Annotated in this window: 22 protein-coding genes; 15 read left to right on the top strand and 7 right to left on the bottom strand. The window is 72.6% G+C overall.

The annotated features are described in order from the left end of the window. The 3 genes from V6U86_RS18335 to V6U86_RS18325 form a co-directional block, all read right to left on the bottom strand. Nucleotides 1–3381, bottom strand: a complete 3381-nt coding sequence (locus V6U86_RS18335) for an ATP-binding protein (protein WP_334504973.1) — start codon at nucleotides 3379–3381, stop codon at nucleotides 1–3. 70 nt (nucleotides 3382–3451) lie between these two features. Continuing rightward, complete coding sequence (locus V6U86_RS18330; RefSeq protein WP_053654782.1) at nucleotides 3452–3814, bottom strand: hypothetical protein; 363 nt, start codon at nucleotides 3812–3814, stop codon at nucleotides 3452–3454. Nucleotides 3815–3827: 13 nt separating this feature from the next. Continuing rightward, entirely contained in the window at nucleotides 3828–4142 is a 315-nt protein-coding gene (locus V6U86_RS18325; protein WP_278149444.1) for a hypothetical protein, read from the bottom strand. 356 nt (nucleotides 4143–4498) lie between these two features. On the opposite strand from V6U86_RS18325, the gene folP reads away from it, so the two are divergent. From folP to V6U86_RS18290, 7 genes are all read left to right on the top strand, one after another. Then, complete coding sequence (gene folP, locus V6U86_RS18320; RefSeq protein WP_334504957.1) at nucleotides 4499–5395, top strand: dihydropteroate synthase; 897 nt, start codon at nucleotides 4499–4501, stop codon at nucleotides 5393–5395. Beyond that, complete coding sequence (gene folB / locus V6U86_RS18315) at nucleotides 5392–5760, top strand: dihydroneopterin aldolase (RefSeq protein ID WP_334504954.1); 369 nt, start codon at nucleotides 5392–5394, stop codon at nucleotides 5758–5760. The genes folP and folB overlap by 4 nt, the downstream gene beginning before the upstream one ends. Continuing rightward, nucleotides 5757–6284, top strand: coding sequence for a 2-amino-4-hydroxy-6-hydroxymethyldihydropteridine diphosphokinase (folK, locus tag V6U86_RS18310; protein WP_334504952.1), 528 nt, complete (start codon nucleotides 5757–5759; stop codon nucleotides 6282–6284). Before folB ends, folK begins: the two co-directional genes overlap by 4 nt. A 70-nt stretch (nucleotides 6285–6354) precedes the next feature. After that, complete coding sequence (locus tag V6U86_RS18305) at nucleotides 6355–6840, top strand: DUF3180 domain-containing protein (RefSeq protein ID WP_442934963.1); 486 nt, start codon at nucleotides 6355–6357, stop codon at nucleotides 6838–6840. Between the two features lie 119 nt (nucleotides 6841–6959). Continuing rightward, the gene (locus tag V6U86_RS18300; RefSeq protein ID WP_334504946.1) at nucleotides 6960–8174 is read left to right on the top strand and encodes an ABC transporter permease; all 1215 of its coding nucleotides are present in this window, start codon (nucleotides 6960–6962) and stop codon (nucleotides 8172–8174) included. Nucleotides 8175–8227: 53 nt separating this feature from the next. Then, the gene (locus V6U86_RS18295) at nucleotides 8228–8536 is read left to right on the top strand and encodes a hypothetical protein (RefSeq protein WP_334504943.1); all 309 of its coding nucleotides are present in this window, start codon (nucleotides 8228–8230) and stop codon (nucleotides 8534–8536) included. A gap of 65 nt (nucleotides 8537–8601) precedes the next feature. Continuing rightward, complete coding sequence (locus tag V6U86_RS18290; protein ID WP_334504940.1) at nucleotides 8602–9093, top strand: hypothetical protein; 492 nt, start codon at nucleotides 8602–8604, stop codon at nucleotides 9091–9093. Between the two features lie 43 nt (nucleotides 9094–9136). On the opposite strand, the gene V6U86_RS18285 is transcribed toward V6U86_RS18290, so the two are convergent. Continuing rightward, a complete protein-coding gene (locus V6U86_RS18285; protein ID WP_334504938.1) occupies nucleotides 9137–10141 on the bottom strand; it encodes an ABC transporter ATP-binding protein in 1005 nt (334 codons plus the stop codon). A gap of 2 nt (nucleotides 10142–10143) precedes the next feature. On the opposite strand from V6U86_RS18285, the gene V6U86_RS18280 reads away from it, so the two are divergent. From V6U86_RS18280 to V6U86_RS18265, 4 genes are all read left to right on the top strand, one after another. After that, nucleotides 10144–10830, top strand: coding sequence for an ABC transporter permease (locus V6U86_RS18280; protein WP_238658416.1), 687 nt, complete (start codon nucleotides 10144–10146; stop codon nucleotides 10828–10830). Then, nucleotides 10827–11567, top strand: a complete 741-nt coding sequence (locus V6U86_RS18275; protein ID WP_334505119.1) for an ABC transporter permease — start codon at nucleotides 10827–10829, stop codon at nucleotides 11565–11567. The genes V6U86_RS18280 and V6U86_RS18275 overlap by 4 nt, the downstream gene beginning before the upstream one ends. A 201-nt stretch (nucleotides 11568–11768) precedes the next feature. Next, a complete protein-coding gene (locus V6U86_RS18270) occupies nucleotides 11769–12773 on the top strand; it encodes a glycine betaine ABC transporter substrate-binding protein (protein ID WP_334504933.1) in 1005 nt (334 codons plus the stop codon). A gap of 112 nt (nucleotides 12774–12885) precedes the next feature. Then, complete coding sequence (locus V6U86_RS18265) at nucleotides 12886–14529, top strand: hypothetical protein (RefSeq protein ID WP_334504931.1); 1644 nt, start codon at nucleotides 12886–12888, stop codon at nucleotides 14527–14529. 19 nt (nucleotides 14530–14548) lie between these two features. Here V6U86_RS18265 and V6U86_RS18260 read toward each other — a convergent pair whose 3' ends face one another. The 3 genes from V6U86_RS18260 to V6U86_RS18250 all read right to left on the bottom strand — a co-directional run bounded on the left by V6U86_RS18260 (nucleotide 14549) and on the right by V6U86_RS18250 (nucleotide 17922). Then, a complete protein-coding gene (locus V6U86_RS18260; RefSeq protein WP_208648839.1) occupies nucleotides 14549–15736 on the bottom strand; it encodes an NADH-quinone oxidoreductase subunit D in 1188 nt (395 codons plus the stop codon). Continuing rightward, complete coding sequence (locus tag V6U86_RS18255) at nucleotides 15733–16917, bottom strand: SAM-dependent methyltransferase (protein ID WP_334504926.1); 1185 nt, start codon at nucleotides 16915–16917, stop codon at nucleotides 15733–15735. The genes V6U86_RS18260 and V6U86_RS18255 overlap by 4 nt, the downstream gene beginning before the upstream one ends. A gap of 93 nt (nucleotides 16918–17010) precedes the next feature. Then, nucleotides 17011–17922 carry an SDR family oxidoreductase gene (locus V6U86_RS18250; RefSeq protein WP_334504924.1) on the bottom strand — a complete coding sequence of 304 codons (912 nt, stop codon included), beginning with the start codon at nucleotides 17920–17922 and terminating at the stop codon, nucleotides 17011–17013. Between the two features lie 118 nt (nucleotides 17923–18040). Between V6U86_RS18250 and V6U86_RS18245 the strand changes: the two genes are divergently transcribed. The 4 genes from V6U86_RS18245 (at nucleotide 18041) to panD (ending at nucleotide 21060) form a co-directional block, all read left to right on the top strand. Next, a complete protein-coding gene (locus V6U86_RS18245; protein ID WP_334504922.1) occupies nucleotides 18041–18607 on the top strand; it encodes a TetR family transcriptional regulator in 567 nt (188 codons plus the stop codon). 179 nt (nucleotides 18608–18786) lie between these two features. Beyond that, nucleotides 18787–19743: a Rossmann-like and DUF2520 domain-containing protein gene (locus V6U86_RS18240; RefSeq protein ID WP_334504920.1), complete on the top strand. Its 957-nt coding sequence runs from the start codon at nucleotides 18787–18789 to the stop codon at nucleotides 19741–19743. Next, entirely contained in the window at nucleotides 19740–20588 is an 849-nt protein-coding gene (gene panC, locus V6U86_RS18235) for a pantoate--beta-alanine ligase (RefSeq protein WP_334504918.1), read from the top strand. The genes V6U86_RS18240 and panC overlap by 4 nt, the downstream gene beginning before the upstream one ends. Before the next feature lie 43 nt (nucleotides 20589–20631). Then, nucleotides 20632–21060 carry an aspartate 1-decarboxylase gene (panD, locus tag V6U86_RS18230; RefSeq protein ID WP_334504916.1) on the top strand — a complete coding sequence of 143 codons (429 nt, stop codon included), beginning with the start codon at nucleotides 20632–20634 and terminating at the stop codon, nucleotides 21058–21060. Nucleotides 21061–21086: the final 26 nt, after the last annotated feature.

The following is a 21086-nucleotide window of genomic DNA, read 5'->3' as shown; positions in this document are numbered from 1 at the left end:
TCACGCCTCCAGGTCCGGCAGGGGGATGCTCGGCAGCACTCCGGCCGCTGCGGCGATCGCGGCGGGCGTCGTGTCGAGGTGGTCCAGCAGCCCTTCGACGTACGAGACGTCGACTCGGACCTTCTGCACCCGTCCGTCCACGTCGCGCATCACGAACTCCCGGAAGCCGAGGCGGGAGGCCGAGTTGGCGTCGGCGGCGGAGAGCGAGGCGAGGGTGGCTTCGTACCCGTCGTTGACCGGCACCCGCAGCAGCCGCAGGGCTTCGGAGGCGATCTCGGCGTCCTCGGCGATGCGGCCGACGAAGACGGTGGAGACGAGGTTCTGCACGTCGAGGCCGAGGATGTCGCGGGGGTTCTGGGAGGCGACCAGCGCGGCCAGGTTCCATTTGCGGGAGTCACGGGCGAGCCGGACCAGGAAGGAGCGCCCGGATCGCCAGCCCTCCATGAAGTGCGCCTCGTCGAGGCCGACGAGCTTGCGGGACGACATCGAGCCGCCGTAGCAGCGCCGGACGGCGAGCCGGTGCGCGGTGTGCAGCATCGGCAGGGCCAGGGCTTCCTCGGCTGACCAGTATTCCCGTTCGATCTTGAGGTCGGGCAACCGTAGCCCGGCCATGGTGATCACGGTGAGGGCCGCGTCGGCACCGAGCAGCCCTTCCGGAGGTCGGCCGAAGAAGAGCATGGCCAACGGCATCTCGGCGGTGTCCAGCAGGAGGTTGGCCAGTTCCTTGCCGGCGTCGTCGTCGAGCCGCCCGAGGCAGCTCACCACGTCGTCCAGGGTGGAGGCCTCCTCGGCGGGGACCTGGCGGACGGCGTGCCGGAAGAGGGTTGCGGTCGACGCCTCCCTGGCCACCTGCGGCGGGACGAGCATCATGCAGATGTCCTGGACCAGCATCCGCCGCTCGGCTCGGGCGTTGGAGACCGCGATTTCGAACTCCCGGTCACCGGCGGCCCCGCTGCCGAACTCGGTGCGCAGCGGCGTCGGGATGAGTGAGTAGGGCGCCAGGGTGCCGTGCTCCGAGCCGGTCAGGTTCAACACCCGGGAGTACGGCCGCAGCTCGGGCATCGCGCAGAGGCGGGCCAGCGGGCCGGACGGGTCGAGCAGGGTCACCTGGACACCTCGGCGGGCGGCCAGGTAGCCCAGCGCGCCGAGCAGTGTCGACTTTCCACCGCCCGGCTCGGCGACGAAGACCGCGAGCCCGGAGCGTTCCCGGACCTCCATGGGGAAGTGCAGGTCGAGGAAGACCGGGCGGCGGCAGGTGCCGGCGGTCCGGCCGATCAGGTCGCCCCGCCGGTCGCCCACGTTCGATGCGGCCTGGGGGAGCGCGGCGGCGAGCAGTGGCACCGGCATGCGACGGACGTAGCCGGTGTTGGCGATGGGTTCGCCGGGGATGAACTCGCGGGCCAGCCAGTCCTGGTTCTTCGGGTGCTGCAGCGAGATGCGCAGCTCCCGGGAGTAGAGCTGGATGAGCCGGCGGGCTCGCTCCAGGCATTCCTCCCTGGTCCGGCCGCCGACCGCGATCCGGTGCCAGCCGTGCGCACGGGCCGAGTCGACCGGCAGACCGGTGGTCATCTCGTCGCCGATCACCAGGGCGCGCTTGGCCAGTCGTTCCAGCTCCGGGGGTGCGTCGATGCCGTGTTCGGCGTAGTCGAGCTGTTGCGAGCGGATCATCCGCAGTCGGTGTTCGAGATTGCGGAAGGAGTCGCCGGAGCCGAGGATGTCGACGCGGGTGGAGATCTCCATCGGCCAAGGCAGCCGCTCGTGGAAGTGCAGCCACGGCTCGTGCCGTTCCGGGATCTCCAGCGGCTCCATCCGGCCGACGGCGAGCACGGCCACGTGCCGCTCCTCGCCGGTCATCCGATTGACCAGCTTGACCGTCGAGCCGTACGGGGTGCGGTAGCGCTCGACCTGCTCGGTCATGGCGAGCAGGTCGCCGCGCTCCCAGCGCCCGTCGGTGACGGGGGAGAGGGTGCTCGGCGGTGACATGCACAGCGCCACCGAGCGGTAGAGCAGCCACTCGAGTTCCTGGGCGGTGACCCGCCGGCCGCGCATGCCGAACGCGCCGAGCACCTCGTCGAACTGCTCGACGGTGCGGCCCAGCTTGCGGCGTTCGCCATCGGCGGTGCCGCGGCCGAAGGTGCGCAGCAGCCGCTCGGTGAGCGAGTCGCCGAGGGAACGGCGGGCGAAGGTGACACCCAGGTAGGTCTGCCCCTCGGCGTGGTTGACCGCCATCAGGTGCCGTTGGGCGGCGACCAGGTGATCGGCCCAGCCGGTGGTGCCGGGTACGTCGGGGAGCGGTGCCGCGGTGTGTGTGTCGATGGTGCGCGCCCACTCGTCGGCGGGGAACGGCCGGGTGGTGCGGCGCAGGTGTAGGCGGAAGCCGGCCAAGCCGGCGTACTGCTCGGAGATCGCCGACAGTAGCGCCTCGCGTTCGGCGTCCGGCCGGAACGCCCAGCGGACCTCGGGCAGCCAGTACCAGGCTGTGACGGTGTTCGGCGTGAAGGTCAGGTGGCCGGCGATCTCGGTGATGGCCAACTCGACCGACGGATCCCGATCCCCGAATTTGATCTTTGGGGCCCGCACCCGGGTCGGCTTGATCGGCCGGTCCGGTCGGCTCGCCGTGCGTTGTCGGGGTGCGGCGACCTCCTTGCCCGTGGAGGCGGCTCGCCGCGGCGTGCGCTCCAATGCCGGGCGAGCCGCGCCTGCGGTGCTGGCCGGCTGCGGGGCCGGTGCGGTGGGCCGGGCCGCCTGAGCCGTCGGGGTGGGCGTGGGTCGGCTGCTCGGCAGGGTGCCGGTTGTCCGGCCAGCGGGGCCGGTTGCCGCCGCCGATGAGCCACGGCCGGGGGACGGGTCGGGCTCGTCCGGCGGGCGCAGCATCGGCCGTCGATCGCCGGCCTGATGCGGCACCCGGGACTCGGTGGTCGGGTGGCCGCCTCCGTGCCGTGCCTCGACGGGTCGGCTGCCGCTGGCGGGCTGCTCGGCGGGCGTCCACGGAGGCTCCAGCTCGGGAACCGCGCGGGCTGGTGCCGGGCTGGCGGTGGGTGGCGGCTGATGCGGGATCGCCGGCTGCTCGCGGGTGCTCGGGCCGGCCGTGACGGCTCGGGCCGCGCTGGGTCGGGCCCCGCCGCCGAAGAGGTCCAGGAAGGGGGAGTCGATGTCGGCGTTTTCCCCGGCCGACACGGCGGCGGGCTCCACCGGTGGTGTCCGGCGGGGGACCGGCCGGGGTGCCTGGAACACGCCGACGGCGCCGTGGCCGGGTGACGTCACCAGCGCGGGGTCGAGGGCGACCTCGTCGTCGTCGGTGTAGTCGAATGAGTGCGCACGGTGACCGGTCGGCGCGCCCGGGCGGCCGGCCGGGGAGCCCGGCGTGGAGGAGCGGCTCATGCGCCCGCCTCAAGGGATGTGGGCAGAACCTTGCCCACGCCCTGCGACGGACCGTTCACCCTACGTCCGGTCATGCCAGCTCCTCCCGAATCCTGATCCGGCTGCCGACCAGGCGCGGATCGCGCTGCTCGACCGCCGGCTCCCGGGTGCGCCGCCAGTCGGTCAGCGCGGTGCGGATGACCACCCGCGCCGGCCGATCGGGGTCGACGTGCCGGAAGATGAACGACGTGGTCACGATGGCGAGCGCGATCTCCCAGGCTGGGAAGAGCTCGACCGTCAACGTGAACAGCCAGTGGATGAACATGTAGAGGGGGACCAGCAGCATGAAGAGCCCGTACTGGGCGTAGGGCAGGTGGACCGGAAGGGTGTAACCGGGCGGCCCGAGGTAGACCAGGCGGGCCCGGTAGATGTCGTCGTCGGTGCGCAGCCGCATCTGATGAACGCGCCTATTCGAAGATCAGGTCGATCAGGTAATCGCCGACGAAGAAGAGTGTTGCCGCGCCGGCGATGAAGGCGAGCCCGACGATGGCGATCGCGGAGCTGGTCAGCACTTTGGAGATCTCGCCTCGGCTGGCACGACCGATGAAGATGACGCCCAGGACGGCGAGCAGGATCGGCGCGATCTTGCTGGCGAAGAAGGTGACGACACCGTTGGTGTCGATCCCCTTCGGTGCCGGCTCCGCGAGTGGAGTCGACGCCAGGGTGGAGAGCGCGTGGGCGACGCCGGACGACGCCGTCTCCATGAGCTCGAAGGCGATCACTGGAACCTCCCCATAGCGCGGCCGGCGGTGCCGCGGCGGTGCAATAGGCAAGCCTGGCGGGAAAAGTGCTCCACAGGGCATGGCGTACTTGACCCTGTGTTCGTTACTCACCACGGAGGGTGGCGAGGTTTGGGCGGATTTTCCCCGCTTCGGCCCTCCCTCCAAGCTTCGCCATCTCGATGCTGACCAATTCCAAAGCGTACGGGCCGCCCCGGATTGCGACAAGCCGCGAAGGGGCTGCCCGATGCTGCCCGGATGACCGATCGTACACCTGTTCCAATTGCCACGTCAGGGGTGCTGGTGCGGGGCCGACCCGGGTCGCTGGGCGCCGCTGCCGCGACCGGTACCGTCTAGTCGTGACCGATCTGGTGCGGGCTTCGGGCCCGGTGGTGATGGGCGTCCTCAACGTCACACCGGACTCCTTCTCCGACGGCGGACGGTACGCCGACCTGGACGCTGCCGTCGGACACGGCGTCCGTCTGCGCGACGCCGGTGCGCACCTGGTCGACATCGGCGGCGAGTCGACCCGTCCGGGCGCTGAGCGGATCGACGCCGCGACCGAGGCCGAACGGGTGTTGCCGGTCATCCGTGAGCTGACCGCCGCCGGCGTGGCGGTCAGCGTCGACACCAGCCGCGCCCGGGTCGCCGAGGCCGCGCTGGCCGCCGGCGCGGCGGTGGTCAACGACGTCTCCGGCGGCCTGGCCGACCCGGACATGGCCCGCGTGGTCCGCGATGCACACTGCCCCTGGGTGCTGATGCACTGGCGCGGACACTCCCGTGCGATGCGCGAGCTGGCCACCTACACCGACGTGGTGGCCGACGTCCGGGCCGAGTTGGCCCAACGGATCGACGCGGCGCTGGCCGCCGGGGTGTCCGCCGACCGCCTCATCGTCGACCCCGGGCTCGGCTTCGCCAAGACGGCCGCACACAACTGGGAGCTCAGCGCCCGCCTGCCGGAGCTGCTCGATCTCGGCTACCCGCTGCTCTTCGGGGCCAGTCGTAAGTCGTACCTCGGCGGCCTGCTCGCCGGCTCGGACGGCACGCCGCGACCGACCGCCCAGCGGGAGGCGGCCACCGTGGCCACCAGCGTGCTGGCGGTCGCCGCCGGCGCCTGGGGCGTACGCGTGCACGACGTGCAGGCCACCTCCGACGCGCTCGCCGTCTGGGCCGCGACCGGCAGCCCCCGCCTGGCCGCTCCGTCGCGCCACCAGGAGCGAGCGCAACACGATCACGAACACGAGGTACGGCGATGACGACCGACCGGATCCAGCTGACCGGCCTGCGGGCGCACGGCCGGCACGGGGTGTACGACTTCGAGCGCGCACAGGGGCAGGACTTCGTCGTCGACGCCGTCCTGGAGCTGGACCTCGGCCCGGCCGCAGCCAGCGACGATGTCACCGCCACCGTGCACTACGGCGAGCTGGCCGAACGCCTGGTCGCGGTCGTGACCGGCGAGCCGGTCAACCTGATCGAGACCCTCGCCGACCGGCTCCTGGCGGTCTGCCTGGCCGACGAGCGGGTCGACGCCGCGACGATCACCGTGCACAAGCCGGAGGCCCCGGTACCGCACACCTTCACCGACGTGGCCGTCACCATGACCCGGACGCGTGCCCGGTGACCCGGGCGGTCCTCTCGCTCGGCAGCAACCTGGGCGACCGCCTGGAGCACCTGCGTACGGCGGTGGCCACCCTCGGCGACGCCGTGCTCGTCCTCTCCGGTGTGTACGAGACTCCACCGTGGGGCGACACCGACCAGCCCGCGTACCTCAACGCGGTGGTGCTCGCCCAGGACGACAGCGCCACCCCGCGCGACTGGCTGGAGCGGGCCCGCGAAGCGGAACGCGCGGCCGGCCGGGTCCGTGACCCGCAGCGGCGGTTCGGGCCGCGCACCCTCGACGTGGACGTGATCGCGGTCTGGGGCGACGACGACGAGCCGGTGCTCAGCGACGACCCGGAGCTGACCCTGCCACACCCCCGGGCGCACCTGCGCGCCTTCGTGCTGCGCCCGTGGATCGACATCCAGCCGTACGGTCGGCTGCCCGGTCACGGTTGGCTGACCGACCTGCTGACCACCGGCCCCGCGGCGGACGAGGCGCTGGAACTGCGTCCGCGGCCGGAGTTGGCGTTAGAGTCGACGGCATGACCGAGCGGAACCGGCCGGCATGACGCAGGCGAAGCCCCCACCCCGCGGGTCGAGCCCGGACGGGTCCCGGATGGGCCCCACCCGGATCTCGACCCTTGTCGTGGCCGGGTTGGCCGCGGCGGCGGTGGCCTGGCTGCTGATCAGCAGCCTCTACTACAGCGGCATTCCCCGGCTGCCCTGGCTGCCGGTGGTGACGCTGGCCGGCCTCGCCGTGCTGGAGGCGTACGCGGCGATCAACACCCGGGGTCGGATCGAGCGCAAGCCCGGCCGCGACCCGGTCAACCCGCTGATGGTTGCCCGCTTCGTGGTGCTGGCCAAGGCGTCGGCACTGGCCGCGGCGATCTTTGCGGGCTTCTACGCGGGGCTCACCGGCTGGCTCTTCGTGGAGACCACCCGGGCCGCCCTGGACGATCGACCGGCCGCCGGCGGGGGCCTGCTCGCCTCGCTGGCCCTGGTCGGCGCCGCGCTCTGGTTGGAGCGCTCCTGCCGGGTGCCGGAACGCCCGGACGACGAGCGCGAGCAGGACCCACGGGAGAGCCGCCCCGGCCAGCGTTGAGCAGGGGGTTACGCCCAGCTGCGGGCGCGGGTACGGTGCCACCGATCAGAGAGCAAGGGCCGCCCAGGGTCCGTCCGCGCGCCGGACTGGGGACGGCCGGCCACTGGGGAGGCGGCGTCATGGGGTACGAAGAAGCGGGCCGGGACCGGTCGGCCGAACCCTCGTCGGGGGTGCCGGCCGCCGTACTGGAGAACGTCTTCGACGACCCCACCCACGGTGAGCCCGGCCGGGATCGGATCGGCGTACACCTGGGGTGGGAGCTGGTGCTGCTGGCCGGGCTGGCGGCCGTGAGCTGGCTGCTCTGGCAGGAGGATCCGGCCGCAGTGCGCGACGGCAATCTGCGCACGCTGCTGATCGACGCGGTCGGGCTGGGGTTGCTCGCCCTGGCCGCCGGGCTGAGTCTGCGTACGGCCGCACCAAACCTGGCCATCGGCCCGGTCGCGGTGGCGGCGGCCCTGCACTACGCCGAGCAGGGTGACCGGGGCCTGCCGGCGTCGATCGGCCCGGCCGTGGCGGTCGCCGCGCTGGGCGGGCTCGCGCTGGCGCTGGCTGTGGTGGTGCTGCACGTGCCGGGCTGGGCTGCCAGCCTGGCCGGCGCCGCAGCCGTGGTGGTGTACATCGAACGCCGGTCGGCGCCCGTGCTGGTGCAGGGCGACTACGACCCCACCAGCAGCGCCGGGTACCTCTTCGCCGGCTTCGCCGCGTTGGCCGTCCTCGGCGGGCTGTTCGGCGCGATCCGGGCGATCCGCCGGCTCGTCGGCCGGTACCGCCCGATCGCCGACCCGGCCCGTCGGCGGGGCGCGGTGGCCGCCGTGGTGACCGCCGTCGCGCTTGTCGTCTCCACGGTGCTGGCGGCTCTCGCCGGCGTGCTGCTCGCCGCGAACGATCCCGGGCCGGTGGCGCCCACCTCGGGGCTGGACTGGACGGTGCTGGCGGTCGGCGTGGCCCTGCTCGCCGGCACCAGCGCGTACGGCCGCCGGGGCGGTGTGTTCGGCACGCTGCTGGCGGTCGGCCTGGTCACCGTCTTCCAGGTGTACGCGCCGGAGCGCGGCTGGACGTTGAGCAACTGGGCGGTCGGCGGGGCCGCGCTCGGCGTCGGGCTGCTGGCCACCCGGCTGGTCGAGACGCTCGGGCGGCCCCGACAGGGCAGCCCGGAGCAGCTCGAACCTGTCAGTGACGGCACGATCAGCTCGGGTTGGACCATGCCGCAGTCGCAGTCCGTCGACAACTGGCCGCCCACGCTGCCGACCCAGGCCGCGTCCCAACCTGCCGACCCGTGGCGGGATCCGCGCTGGGAGGACGGCCCGCGGCGGTGGGACACAGACGGGCGGTGAGCCACATCGCGTCCGCCGAGCCGGAGCTGATCTCGACCGTTAGGCTCGGCGACATGACCGACACACCTGCCGCCACCCCCGGCGGAACCTCGTTCGAGGAGCTTGACGCGTTGTCCACCGAGGAGCTGCGGGAGCGGGCGTTCGCCCTGGCCCGGGAGCGTCGGGACGTGGGGTTCTACTGGTCGGTGATTCGCCACCTGCCGAACGCGGACGAGGCCACCGTGCTGGACGGCGCCCCGAACTCGATCGGCCCGACGATCGACGAGGCCAATGCGCTGTGGCGGGAGCTGACCGGTCACGGCTACGAGGAGTCGGCGCCGCTGCTGCGGGCCGCCTTCATCGACTACCTGATGAAGCACTGAGCCGCTCGGGGCAGCCCAGGTCCGCCCGAGCCAACGGTTCGGGGGCTGGGCGGATCGCATCGTTCATGCACCGCTCCGGCCCGGTCAGCCGCTACGGCACGGCCGCCGGCACCGGCGCGCTCGCCGTGTTGCTGCTGGTCGGCATCTGCGGCAGTCCGGCGTACACCGGTTGGGCGGTCACCCTGACCGACCCGGCGTCGGCCGGCGCCTTCTACGCGCGCCTTCTCGCGTGGCCGGCCTGGCGGCTCGACGCCGACGGGCAGGCCGGTGGGTTGTTCGCCGCCGACCTGCGGGCCGTGCTGCTGGTGGTCCTGGCGGTGGCTCTGCTCTACCTGTTGCCGGCGGCCCAGGTCGCCCGGGTGCCCGGCCCGGTCAGCCAGTTCTTTTCCGGCTGGGCCGCCTACGTGCTGGCCGGTGGGCTGGCCGCCGTGCTGGCGGCGTTGCTCGGCCCGGCGCCCTCGCTGCTGGGGGCACTCCAGGACGCCAGCGCCGGTGCCGGTTACGGCTTCCTCACCGGGTGGATCATCGGTATCGCCAGCCTCGGCGGTCGCGCCTGACCCGACGCGAGGCGGGGGGCCAGCCGCGACCGACTGAGGCGGGTCAGCTGGTGGGGCGGCCGAGGTCGAGGAGGCGCTGTCGGCTGAGCGCACCCACCGGCCGGTCGCCGTCGGTCACGAGGAGCCGATCCCGGCCCGAGGTGAGCAGGACCGCCAATGCGTCGTACGCGGAGCCGTCCACCGCGACGGTGGGCAGGTCCGGTGCGCCGTCCTCGGGCACCGGCTCCAGCGCGTCCCGGTCGAGTGGGGTGACCGCGAGCCGGCGGATGCCCCGGTCGGCGCCGACGAATTCGCGTACGAACCCGGTGGCGGGTGCGCCGAGCAGCGCGGCCGGTGTGTCGTACTGCTCCAGGTGCCCGCCCGCGGAGAGCACCGCGATCCGGTCACCGAGTCGGACCGCCTCGTCGAGGTCGTGGGTGACCAGCACGATCGTCTTACGCACCTCGGCCTGAAGGCGCAGGAACTCCTCCTGGAGGCGGGCCCGGACGATCGGGTCGACGGCCGAGAACGGCTCGTCCATCAGCAGCACCACCGGGTCGGCGGCGAGCGCGCGGGCGACACCGACCCGCTGCCGTTGGCCACCCGAGAGCTCGTGCGGGTAGCGGCCACCGAACTCGCTCGGGTCCAGCCCGACCAGGTCGAGCAGCTCGTCGACCCGGGCCCGGGTCTGCCCCTTGGGCCAGCGGAGCAGGCCCGGCACGGTGGCCACGTTGGCCCGCACCGTCTGGTGTGGAAAGAGACCGACGTTCTGGATCACGTACCCGATTCGGCGGCGTAGTCGCACCGGGTCCACATCGGTGACATCCTCGTCACCAAGTGTGATGCGGCCGGCGGTCGGTTCGATCAGGCGATTGATCATCCGCAGCACTGTCGACTTGCCGCAGCCGGACGGGCCGATCAGGACCACCAGTTCACCGGCCCGGACATCCAGGCTGAGGTCCCGGACAGCCTCGGTGCCGTTCGGGTAGCGCTTCTGGATGCCGTGCAGGGAGATCGACGCCGCGCGAGGGGATTGGGCCACGCTGGCAGCCTCCGGGGTAACGTCCACGTATGTCCTTCCGCCTGAGCTACCGGGCCGACCCGGGTAACCCCTGGTTCTCCTGGCAGTACGTGCGGGACAACTCTGACACGATCCTCGCCGCGGTGCGCGAACACGCCTCCCTCACCGGGCGGGCGGTGTTGATCGCGGTGCTGATCGCCCTGCCGTTGTCGGTGCTGGCCTACTGGTTCCGTCCGCTCGCCGGCCCGATCCTCGCCGTCAGCGGGGTGGTCTACACCATCCCGTCGTTGGCGCTCTTCGCGTTCATCGCCCCCTACCTGGGCACCGGGGCGACCACGGTGTTGGTCGGGCTGGTCCTCTACGCGCTGCTGCTGATCGTGCGCAACGTGGTGGCCGGTCTCAATCAGGTGCCCCCGGAGGTTCGGGAGGCCGCCGAGGGCATGGGTTACGGCCGGTGGCGGCGCCTGTTCCGGATCGACCTGCCGCTGGCGCTTCCGGGCATCGTGACCGGCGTACGGCTGGCGACCGTCTCAACGGTGGCGTTGGTCACGGTCGGGGTGCTGGTCGGGCACGGCGGGCTCGGGCAGTTGATCTTCGCGGGCTTCCAGAACAACCTCTACAAGGCCGAGATCATGACCGCCGCGCTGCTCTGCGTGGCGCTCGCGGTCGTGCTCGACCTGCTGCTCATCCTGGTCGCCAGACTGGTGACCCCGTGGTCCACCCGGAGGGCGCGGTGACCGTCGCGGCGAACCCGATCGGGCAGGCGATCACCTGGGTCAACGACCCGCTGAACTGGACCAACCCGGGCGGAATGCTGGACCGGCTCGGCGAGCACCTGACGATCTCCGCCCTGGCGGTGGCGCTCGGCTGCCTGGTGGCCTGGCCGCTCGGGCTCTGGCTGGGGCATCTCGGCCGAGGTGGCGGCCTGGTGGTGCTGATCTCCAACGCCACCCTGGCCATCCCCACTCTGGCCCTGCTGACCATCCTGCCGGTGGTCTTCGCCAGCGGCTTCGGGAAGACGCCGGTCGTGGTGGCACTGGCCGTCTTCGCCGTGCCGCCGCTGCTGGCCAACGCCTACACCGGGGTGCGGCAGGTGGACCCAGAGGCCCGCGACGCGGCCCGGGGTATGGGTCTGTCCAGCGCACAGTTGCTGCGCCGGGTGGAGTTGCCGCTGGCGGTGCCCTATCTGGCGGCCGGCTTCCGGACGGCGGCGGTCCAGGTGATCGCGACCGCGGCGCTGGCGTCCTTCGTCAACGGCGGCGGCCTGGGCCAGATCATCCGAACCGGCTTCGGTATCGGCATCGCGGCCGGCGGCGGGCAGATCGTCGCTGGCGGGGTGCTGGTGGCCGGGCTCGCGCTGCTCGCTGAGGTGGTCCTCGGTGGCGTCGAACGGCTGGTCACCCCCAAGCCACTGCGGCGCCAGCGACAGCGCCTGGGACGGCCCCGGGCCGCCGACGCCACCGGGAGCGCCTGACCCCGTCCGGGGGGCCCCGCGTCGAACCGGCCACCGGGTCGCATCCGTTCGGTGACGATGGGGTGACGAAGTCCATCTCAAGTTGTCGGTCGGTTGCGGAACATGTTGGGTGGATATTCGCGGGCGACCGACAGTCAGGATCGCCCGTCGGACACGCGGCCGGCCCAGGACGGGCCGCGCCGGGACACGGAAGGCGGGCACATGCGCGCACGTACACGTCTGGCGATCGGGGCTGTCAGCGCCGTCGCCGGGGCAGCGCTCCTCACCGGCTGCGGTGACGCCGGCTCGTCCGGCACCGACGCACCCCAGACCAGCGCCTCCGGCGCCGGGTGCGCCCCGGTGGCCGGTCAGCAGCTCATCGCTCTGCAGGACGACAAGAAGCTCCAGAACTCCGACAACATCATTCCGGCGGTCAACAGCAAGGCGGCCAATCCGCAGCTGATCGCCGCACTGGACAAGGTCTCCGCCGCGCTCGACACCCCGAAGCTGATCCAGCTCAACAAGGCGGTGAACGAGGACCGCAAGACCCCGAAGGTGGCGGCCGAGGAGTTCGCCAGCGCGAACAACCTCACCGCGGGCATCGCCAAGGGCCCGGGCGGCGACATCACCGTGGGTGCCGGTAACTTCGCCGAGAGCCAGATTCTGGGCGAGCTGTACCGGATCGCGCTCACCGCCGCCGGCTACCAGGTCAAGGTGCAGCAGATCGGCAACCGTGAGCTGTACGAGCCCGCCCTGGAGAAGGGCGAGGTCCAGGTCGTCCCGGAGTACGCGGCGACCATGGCCGAGTTCCTCAACACCAAGGCCAAGGGCGGCACCCCGCCGCCGATCTCCTCGCCGGACATCAACACGACGGTGACCGCGCTCAAGGCCGAGGGTGACAAGGTCGGCATCACCTTCGGCACCCCGGCCGCCGCACAGGACCAGAACGCCTTCGCGGTGACCCAGGCCTTCGCCGACAAGCACGGCGTGCGGACCCTCTCCGAGTTGGCCGCGAAGTGCTCCGGCAGCGCGACCGTGCTGGGTGGCCCGCCGGAGTGCGAGCAGCGTCCGTTCTGCAAGCCGGGCCTGGAGAAGACGTACGGGCTGTCGTTCGGCAAGTTCTCCTCACTTGACCAGGGTGGGCCGCTGACCAAGAGCGGGCTGCGCGACGGTTCGATCAGCGTGGGCCTGATCTTCTCCTCGGATGGGGCCTTCGCCACCAGCTGAGCCCTCCTCCCGCACCTGCTGTGGACGCCCCCGCCCGCGACCGGGCGGGGGCGTCCGCGCGTCCCGGGCACCCCGTTCCCTCCGCTGGACATCGTGGGTAGGCTGCACATCCATGCCAGCCCCGGCCACCTCTGACGCCCGGCGTCAACCACCGCTGCTGACCATGCTCTTCTGGGCGGGCGTCGCCCTCGCCCCGGTGGCGGCGCTGATCCTGCTGGTGGCCGACGGCAACGGCCCGCTGCGCTTCGCCGCGGTGCTCGCCATTCTCGCGGTGGTGTTGATCGGTCTGTCCATCGCGTTGCGGCCCGACGGCGAGGGCGACTCGGCGCGGACCGACGAGCTGCTGGACGAGATCGAAGAGCTGCGTCGGGAGCTGCGCGGCGAGATCGTGGCTGCCGCCCAGCGCGGCAATCAGGCGCTCGACCAGGCGCAACGGGCCCACGAGGCAGTCGCCGCGGTGCGCCGCCGCCTCGACGCCAGCGGTGCCGCTCTCGCCGGTGCCGCTCCCGCTGTCGAGCCGGCCGGCGCCGGGCGGGCGCGGGTGGCTGCCGTCGAACCACAGGTGCACGACACGCCGGTGGCCCGTAGCCGGGTCGCGGGCGACGCGTCGGCCGGCCGCGCCCGGGTGTCGAGCCCCGACGACGCGCCCCGATGGGGGCGCTCCGAGCGCCCGGACGACGACGAGCCGGCGTACGCACGGGAGGCCCCCGAGCCGCCGGCCACCGCCGGGACGTACGGCGGGGAACGGCCGGCCGCCACCGCGTACGGCTCAGCCCGACCCCGGGAGCACGACCGCCCCGAACCGGCCCACCGGCCGGGTGGCGTGGTCCGACACACCGAGACCGTGCACGTCACCACCCGGCACACAGTTGTGGACGGAGGCGCGGCCGAGCCGGCCGGGCGCTACGGCGGCGGGTACGCCGGCCAGTGGACCCCGCCCGCGCAGGAGTGGACCCGGGGCGGTGACGCGGACGAGCGTCCCCGCCCGGCCGGCCGGGCGAGGAACGAGCCGGACGAGCGCCCCAGAGCCGGTTACGGCGACGAGCCGGGCTGGACGGACCGCCGCGACGAGCCAGAGTGGACCGAGCGGCGCGACGCGTACGCCCAGCCCGACGAGCCCACGCCAGCTCCCCGGTCACACCGCACCCCGGAGCGGCCGGCGGCGGGCTCCTGGGACAGCCCGGATGACCGGGGCTGGTCGGAGCAGCGTGACCGGGCGGCGGCCGCGCCGCAGCCCGGGCCGCCCCTGCGGGCCGACGACACCGGCGAGTACTGGTCGCAGTTGCGGGCCGGTGACCGGTGGGCCGCCGTCCGTGACGACGAGAACGGCCGCGAGTTGCGGGTCGGCGAACGCCGGGCCGAGGTGCACGCCGACGCCACCGGCACCGAGTACCGGATGGCCGACCGCTGGGCCACCGTCCGCCACGAGGAGCCGCGCCGCCACGAGGACGCCGTCCGCCACGAGGACGCCGGCTACTACGAGGAGCCGCGCCGCTACGAGGACGCCGGCCGGTATGAAGAGCCGCGCCGCCACGACCGCGACGGTGGCTGGCGGGCCGAGCCGGGACGCCCCGCGCTGCCGGCGGGTGGTGTGCCGGTGCCGGACGAGTGGCGCCCACCGCGCCAACGCGGCCACCAGGCGGAACCCGTGCCGGAACGGACCGGCCGGCGGCGGGTCGACGAGCGCTACGGCTACCCGCCCCAGGACGACGCACCGCGTGCCGGCGGCGCGCCACCCGCCGACCGCTGGCGGTGACCCGGTCAGCCGGCCCGGGTCACTTGTCGATGTCGCCGACCACGAAGAACATCGAGCCGAGGATCGCGATCAGATCCGGGACCAGGCAGCCGGGGAGCAGGGTGGCCAACGCCTGCACATTCGCGTACGAGGCGGTGCGCAACTTCAACCGCCACGGCGTCTTCTCGCCCCGCGACACCAGGTAGTAGCCGTTGATGCCGAGCGGGTTCTCCGTCCAGGCGTACGTGTGCCCCTCCGGCGCCTTGAGCACCTTCGGCAGTCGGGTGTTGATCGGCCCGGTCAGCCGGTCCACCCGGTCGAGGCACTGCTCGGCAAGGTCCAGCGACGCGTACACCTGGTCGAGCAGCACCTCGAAACGGGCGTGGCAGTCCCCGGCGGTCCGGGTGACCACCGGCACGTCCAGCTCGTCGTAGGCCAGGTAGGGGTCGTCGCGGCGCAGGTCCAGGTCGAGCCCGGAGGCGCGGGCCACCGGGCCGGACGCGCCGAACGCGGCGGCGTCCGCGGCGGACAGGACGCCCACGCCGACGGTACGGGCCAGGAAGATGTCGTTGCGGCGGATCAGGTGGTCCAGGTCGGGCAACCGGCGGCGTACCTCACCGATCGCCGCGCGGGCCCGCCCGGTCCAGCCGTACGGCACCTCTTCCTTGAGGCCACCCACCCGGTTGAACATGTAGTGGATCCGGCCGCCGGAGACCTCCTCCATCACCGCCTGGATGGTCTCGCGTTCCCGGAAGGCGTAGAAGATCGGCGTGATCGCCCCGATCTCCAACGGGTACGAGCCGAGGAACATCAGGTGGTTGAGCACCCGGTTCAGCTCCGCGAGGGCCATCCGCAGCCAGGTGGCCCGCTCCGGCACCTCCATGCCCATCAGGCGTTCCACAGCGAGCACCACACCCAGCTCGTTGGAGAACGCCGAGAGCCAGTCGTGCCGGTTGGCCAGCACGATGATCTGCCGGTAGTCACGCACCTCGAAGAGCTTCTCGGCGCCCCGGTGCATGTAACCGACGATCGGTTCGCAGGCGACGACCCGCTCGCCGTCGAGCACCAGCTTCAGCCGCAGCACGCCGTGCGTCGAGGGGTGCTGCGGGCCGATGTTCAACACCATGTCGGTGCCGAGCTGCTGGTCGCCAGTGCCGGCGACCAGGCCGGCCCCGGTGCCGACGGTCAGTTCACGGAGGGCCCCGGCGTCGGTGGTCATGCCCGTCATCGTGCCACGACCGGCCCGAGCGGGATGCCGACCGGCTGGCGCAACCACCAGTGCCCGCCGAGCCCGGCCGGGTCGGTCAGCTCGGCCACCGCCGACGCGGCGGCCAGCGCCCGCACGTAGCCGACCGGGTCCGTGCCGGCCAGGCTGAGCGGCGGTCGCCCACCGTCGGCCCCGAGCGCCCGCAGCGCCTCCCGCTGCAAGACCAGGGAGTACGCGCACCGGGCGACCGCCGCGCCAGCGGAGGCGACCGAGTCCATGGCTACGTGCGCGGTCACGTCACTCGACCCGTCGGGCACCGGAGGCACCTGCCGCCCACCCCGATACCCGGTCAACGTCCCGTCCACCGGCCGACCCTCTCTCAGGTGCCCGTAGTCAACGGCGACCGCCAGCCCTCGGCTGATCTTCCGGACCGCGTCGGCCCAGGCTTCGTCCCTCGGTCTGCCGATCTCTGCCCGGAAACCCGACTCGTTCTCGGTTGTCGCGTCGGTCGGGGTCAGATCAGGGTCCGCGTGGGACGAGCTCGCGGGATGGGGCCACCAGGTGGTCAACCAGTCGAGGTCGTCGGGGGCGACCGGCTCGCCAATCGTCTCCACCCCACTGTCGGGGTCGACCAGGACGTATCGCCAACCATCTTCGGTGTGCACCGCCACGTCCAACGGGACGTTGTCCAGCCATTCGGTAGCGATCAACAGTCCAGTGATCTCGTGGGGGATCTCAGTGGTCCAGTTGATCTCTTTGGGCAGGTTCTCGGGGCGGTCGGCGTACTCGACTGCTGTGAAGCGGATGCGTTCCGCAAGCGACGGACGGACAGCGACCGGCGACGGATCGGAGGCCAACGCAGGGGCGGAGGCCGTGGGAGTCAGGGTTTCCGGGGAGCCCGACCACGGAGGGATCAAGCGTGACCGCCCGGAGTGGGCGGGCTCCCCGGAAACCTCCACCGCGCCCCCGACGAGCGCGCGCAACAGTTCCCCCCGCCCAGCACCCACGTCGACCACATCGAGACAGGATGGGTGGCCGAGGGCGGCGTCCACCTGCGTGAGCAGGCGCAGCAGCGCGGTGGCGAACGCCGGGGACGCGTGCACGCTGGTGCGGAAGTGGTCGGCCGGCCCGCTGCCGGCCACGAAGAAGCCGTCCGGCCCGTAGAGGGCCTGGCTCATCGCGTCTCGCCACGGGATCGACATCAGTCCACTCCGGGTTCACGAGGTGTCACCGTGCCGACCCTACGGCCACCGGAGGGGGCGACGACTTCCGTCCCCGCCGGTCGGCTGCGTGGTTCAGGCCTGGAAGTAGTGCCCTTCGTGCAGGTCCGCGATCAGGCCGGGGTGGGCCGGGGTCCAGTCCAGCAGTTCGCGGGTGATGGCGGACGACGTCGGGTTGTCCATCTGTGCGAACGACCCGAGGAAGCCGAAGTGGTCGTTGGCCTCGGCGGGGCTGATGCTGCGGACCGGGATGCCGAGGTTGGCGCCGATGGCTGCCGCGATCTGCTGGAAGGGGACGCCTTCGTCGGCGGCCCCGTGCAGGCGAGTGCCGGCTGGGGCCTTTTCGAGGGCGAGTCGGTAGAGCACTGCCGCGTCGAGCGTGTGGACGGCCGGCCACCGGTTGCTGCCCTCGCCGACGTAGGCGGCGTACCCCTTCCGCCGGGCCGCCGCGATGATGGTGGTGATGAAGCCGTAGTGGTCGAGTGAACTGTGCACCGTGGGCGCGAGCCGGACGATGGAGGAGCGCACGCCGCGGGCGGCGAGGCCGGCGACGAAGTTCTCCGCGTCGATCCGGTAGCCGCCGCCCGGGAAGGTGTCGAGTTCGGTGCCGGGGCGGCCGACGATGCCGCCCATCACGAGCATGGCCGTCCCGCCGGTGCCGACCAGGGGCTTGCCGGAGCCGGCCAAGCCGTCGGCGAGTGCCGTGAGGGCGTCCAGGTCAACCTTGGCAGCGCCGGCCAGGTCGCCGTTGACCATGAGGTCGTGGCGGAATGCCAGATGGATCACCCCATCGGCGGCTGCCGCCTCGTCCCGGAGCACGTCGAGGTCGGACAGGCCGCCGCGGTGTGCCTGAGCACCGAGCTTCTCGATGGCGGCGGCGGAGGTGTCGGAGCGGGCCAGGCCGACGACCTCGTGCCCGGCGGAGAGCAGTTCCGGGACGACTGCGGAGCCGAGGTGGCCGGAGGCGCCAGTGACGAATACGCGCATTGTGGTTCCTTCGTGAGTGCCGATGTCACCTTGCGACATAACCGTATCTCGCATGATGTCACGCTGCGACATGCGGGACGAATTAATGTCGCAGTGTGACGTCGGATACCATCGCCACATGGCCCGTTGGCAACCGGACGCACGCGGCCGCCTGGAGGCGGCTGCCTTCGAGTTGTTCCGCGAGCGCGGCTTCGAACAGACCACTGTCGCCGACATCGCCGCCCGGGCCGGCCTCGACAAACGCACCTTCTACCGGCTCTTCGGCGACAAGCGCGAGGCGCTCTTCAGCGGCAGTGGGCACCTGGAGGAGGTCCTGGTCAAGGCGGTGGCCGAGACGGACGCCGCCCCGTTCGAGGCGGTCGTCGCCGCCTTCCGCCGGGTGGCGGAGGAGATCTTCGCGGACCGTCTCGACCTGGTCCGAGCGCGGCAGACCATCATCGAGAGCAGCCCGGAGCTGCAGGAGCGTGAACTGCGCAAGACCGGCTCACTGGTGGCCGCCGTCACCGCCGCCCTGCGGGCCAGGGGCCTCGACGAGACCACGGCCACCCTGGCCACCGAGTCCGGAGTCACGGTCTTCCGGGTCGCGTACGCCCGCTGGGTCGCGCCCGACAACGACGCCCCGCTCAGCGACCTGATCGCCGAGGTGGCCGCCGAGCTACGCGCCATCACGTCGGCAACCGGCTGACGCACCGCTGGCACCTGGTCGCGGCCCTGGTCGCAGTGGCTGCCCCGTACCCACCGGGGGCGTTGACAAACGGCCCTTCCTCCAGTGGTGAACGTTTTCACACATCCTGTTTCGGCTCTGTGGCGCGGGCGCATACTTGCGATCGACCGGTACCCCTTCTCGAGGACTGGATCGTCGTCATGAGCGCACCGTTGCGCCCGCGTCCGGCCGCCCCTCAGGGGCCCGCCGTTCTCGGTGCTTCCGCCACCTCCCGTCTGCTCACCGTCGGTGTCGTCGGCGCCGGCCGGGTCGGTGCTGTGCTGGGCGCCGCGCTCGCCGCCGCCGGGCACCGGGTGGTCGCCGTCTCCGGCAACTCCGGAGCCAGCCGTGCCCGCCTCGCACTGCTCCTGCCCGAGGTGCCCCGCCGCCCGGTCGCCGCCGTAGCCCACGCCGCCGCCGACCTGCTGCTGATCGCGGTACCGGACGACAGGCTGGCCGCCGTGGTCGCCGACCTCGCGGAGCGGGGCGTGCTGCATCCGGGCCAGATCGTCGCGCACACCTCGGGAGCGCACGGCCTGGCCGTGCTGGGGCCGGCCGTCGCGGCGGGCGCCCGGCCGCTCGCCCTGCACCCCGCGATGACCTTCACCGGTACGCCGGACGACCTGGCCCGCCTCGACGGCATGTCGTACGGGGTGACCGCCCCGGCGGAGTTGCGCGCCCTGGCCGCCCGACTGGTCACCGACCTCGGAGGCGTGCCCGAGTGGGTGGCCGAGTCGGATCGTCCGCTCTACCACGCCGCGCTGGCCCACGGCGCCAACCACCTGGTGACCCTGGTCAACGAGGCGACCGACCGGCTGCGTGACGCCGGGGTGTCCCGGCCGGAGAAGGTGCTCGCCCCGCTGCTGCGCGCGGCCCTGGAGAACGCGCTGCGGCTCGGCGACGACGCGTTGACCGGCCCGGTCTCCCGTGGCGACGCGGGCACCGTCCAGCGGCACCTGGCCCGGTTGGCCGAGACCGCCCCGGAGTCCGTTCCCGCTTACCTGGCGCTGGCCCGGCGTACCGCCGACCGGGCGATCGCCGCCGGCCGGCTGCGGCCGGTGGACGCGCAGTCGCTGCTCGGCGTGCTGGCCGACAACGCTAGGGAGGTGGCGGCATGACGCAGGTGGTGCACACGCGCGCCGAGTTGGCCGAGGCGCGGGCCGGGCTGAAGGGCACGGTCGGGGTGGTGATGACCATGGGCGCGCTGCACTCCGGGCACGAGACGTTGCTGCGTGCGGCCCGGGAACAGGCCGACCACGTGCTGGTGACGATCTTCGTGAACCCGCTGCAGTTCGGGCCGAACGAGGACTTCGACCGCTACCCGCGCACCCTCGACGCCGACCTGGAGGTGTGCCGGCGGGCGGGCGCCGATCTGGTCTTCGCCCCGTCGGTGGCGGACATGTACCCGGACGGGCAGCCCCGGGTGAGCCTCGATCCGGGTCCGCTCGGCGCCGAGCTGGAGGGCGCGAGCCGCCCCGGCTTCTTCCACGGCGTGCTCACCGTGGTGCTGAAGCTGCTCCAGCTCACCCAGCCGGACCTCGCGTTCTTCGGCGAGAAGGACTATCAGCAGCTCACCCTGGTCCGGCGGATGGCCCGTGACCTGGACGTGCCGGTCGAGGTGGTCGGCGTGCCGACCGTCCGCGAGCCGGACGGACTGGCGCTGTCCAGCCGCAACCGTTACCTGAGCGAGCCGGAGCGGGCCGCCGCGCTGAGTCTGTCCGCCGCGTTGCGGGCCGGTGCGCGGGCCGCCGACGACGGTCTGGACGCGGGGGCGGTGCTGACCGCCGCGCACGCCGCGTTCGGTGCCGGTACGCCCGGTGCCCGCCTCGACTACCTGGTGCTCACCGATCCCGAGTTGGAACCGGGACCGGTGTCCGGGCCGGCCCGGCTGGTGATCGCCGCCTGGGTGGGCGCCACTCGGTTGATCGACAACGCGGCGATCCATCTCGCCCCGCGCCCCTGACCCGGCCGCACCACAGTCCACCAATCCCGCGAAAGGCACCCCGATGTTGCGGACCATGCTCAAGTCGAAGATCCACCGTGCCACGGTGACCCAGGCCGACCTGCACTACGTCGGTTCGGTGACGGTGGACGAGGACCTGCTCGACGCCGCCGACCTGCTCCCCGGCGAGCAGGTGGCGATCGTGGACATCACCAACGGCGCCCGGCTGGAGACGTACGTGATCCCGGGCGAGCGGGGCAGCGGCGTGATCGGCATCAACGGTGCCGCAGCGCACCTGGTGCACCCCGGTGACCTGGTCATCCTGATCTCGTACGGGCAGATGGACGACGCGGAGGCCCGGTCCTACCGGCCCCGGGTGGTGCACGTCGACGCCGACAACCGGGTGATCGAGTTGGGTGCCGACCCGGCGGCTGCGGCACCTGGCACGGCCGGGAACCCGGTGCCCAGCCCGTTGGCTGTGTCCGCAGTCTGATCCCGCGTACCACGATTCCGGTCTGT

The sequence above is a fragment of the Micromonospora sp. CPCC 205558 genome (assembly GCF_036902955.1).
Lineage (GTDB): Bacteria > Actinomycetota > Actinomycetes > Mycobacteriales > Micromonosporaceae > Micromonospora.
The sequence above is the reverse complement of the archived record's forward strand: the minus strand, read 5'-3'. Positions and strand labels throughout refer to the sequence as shown.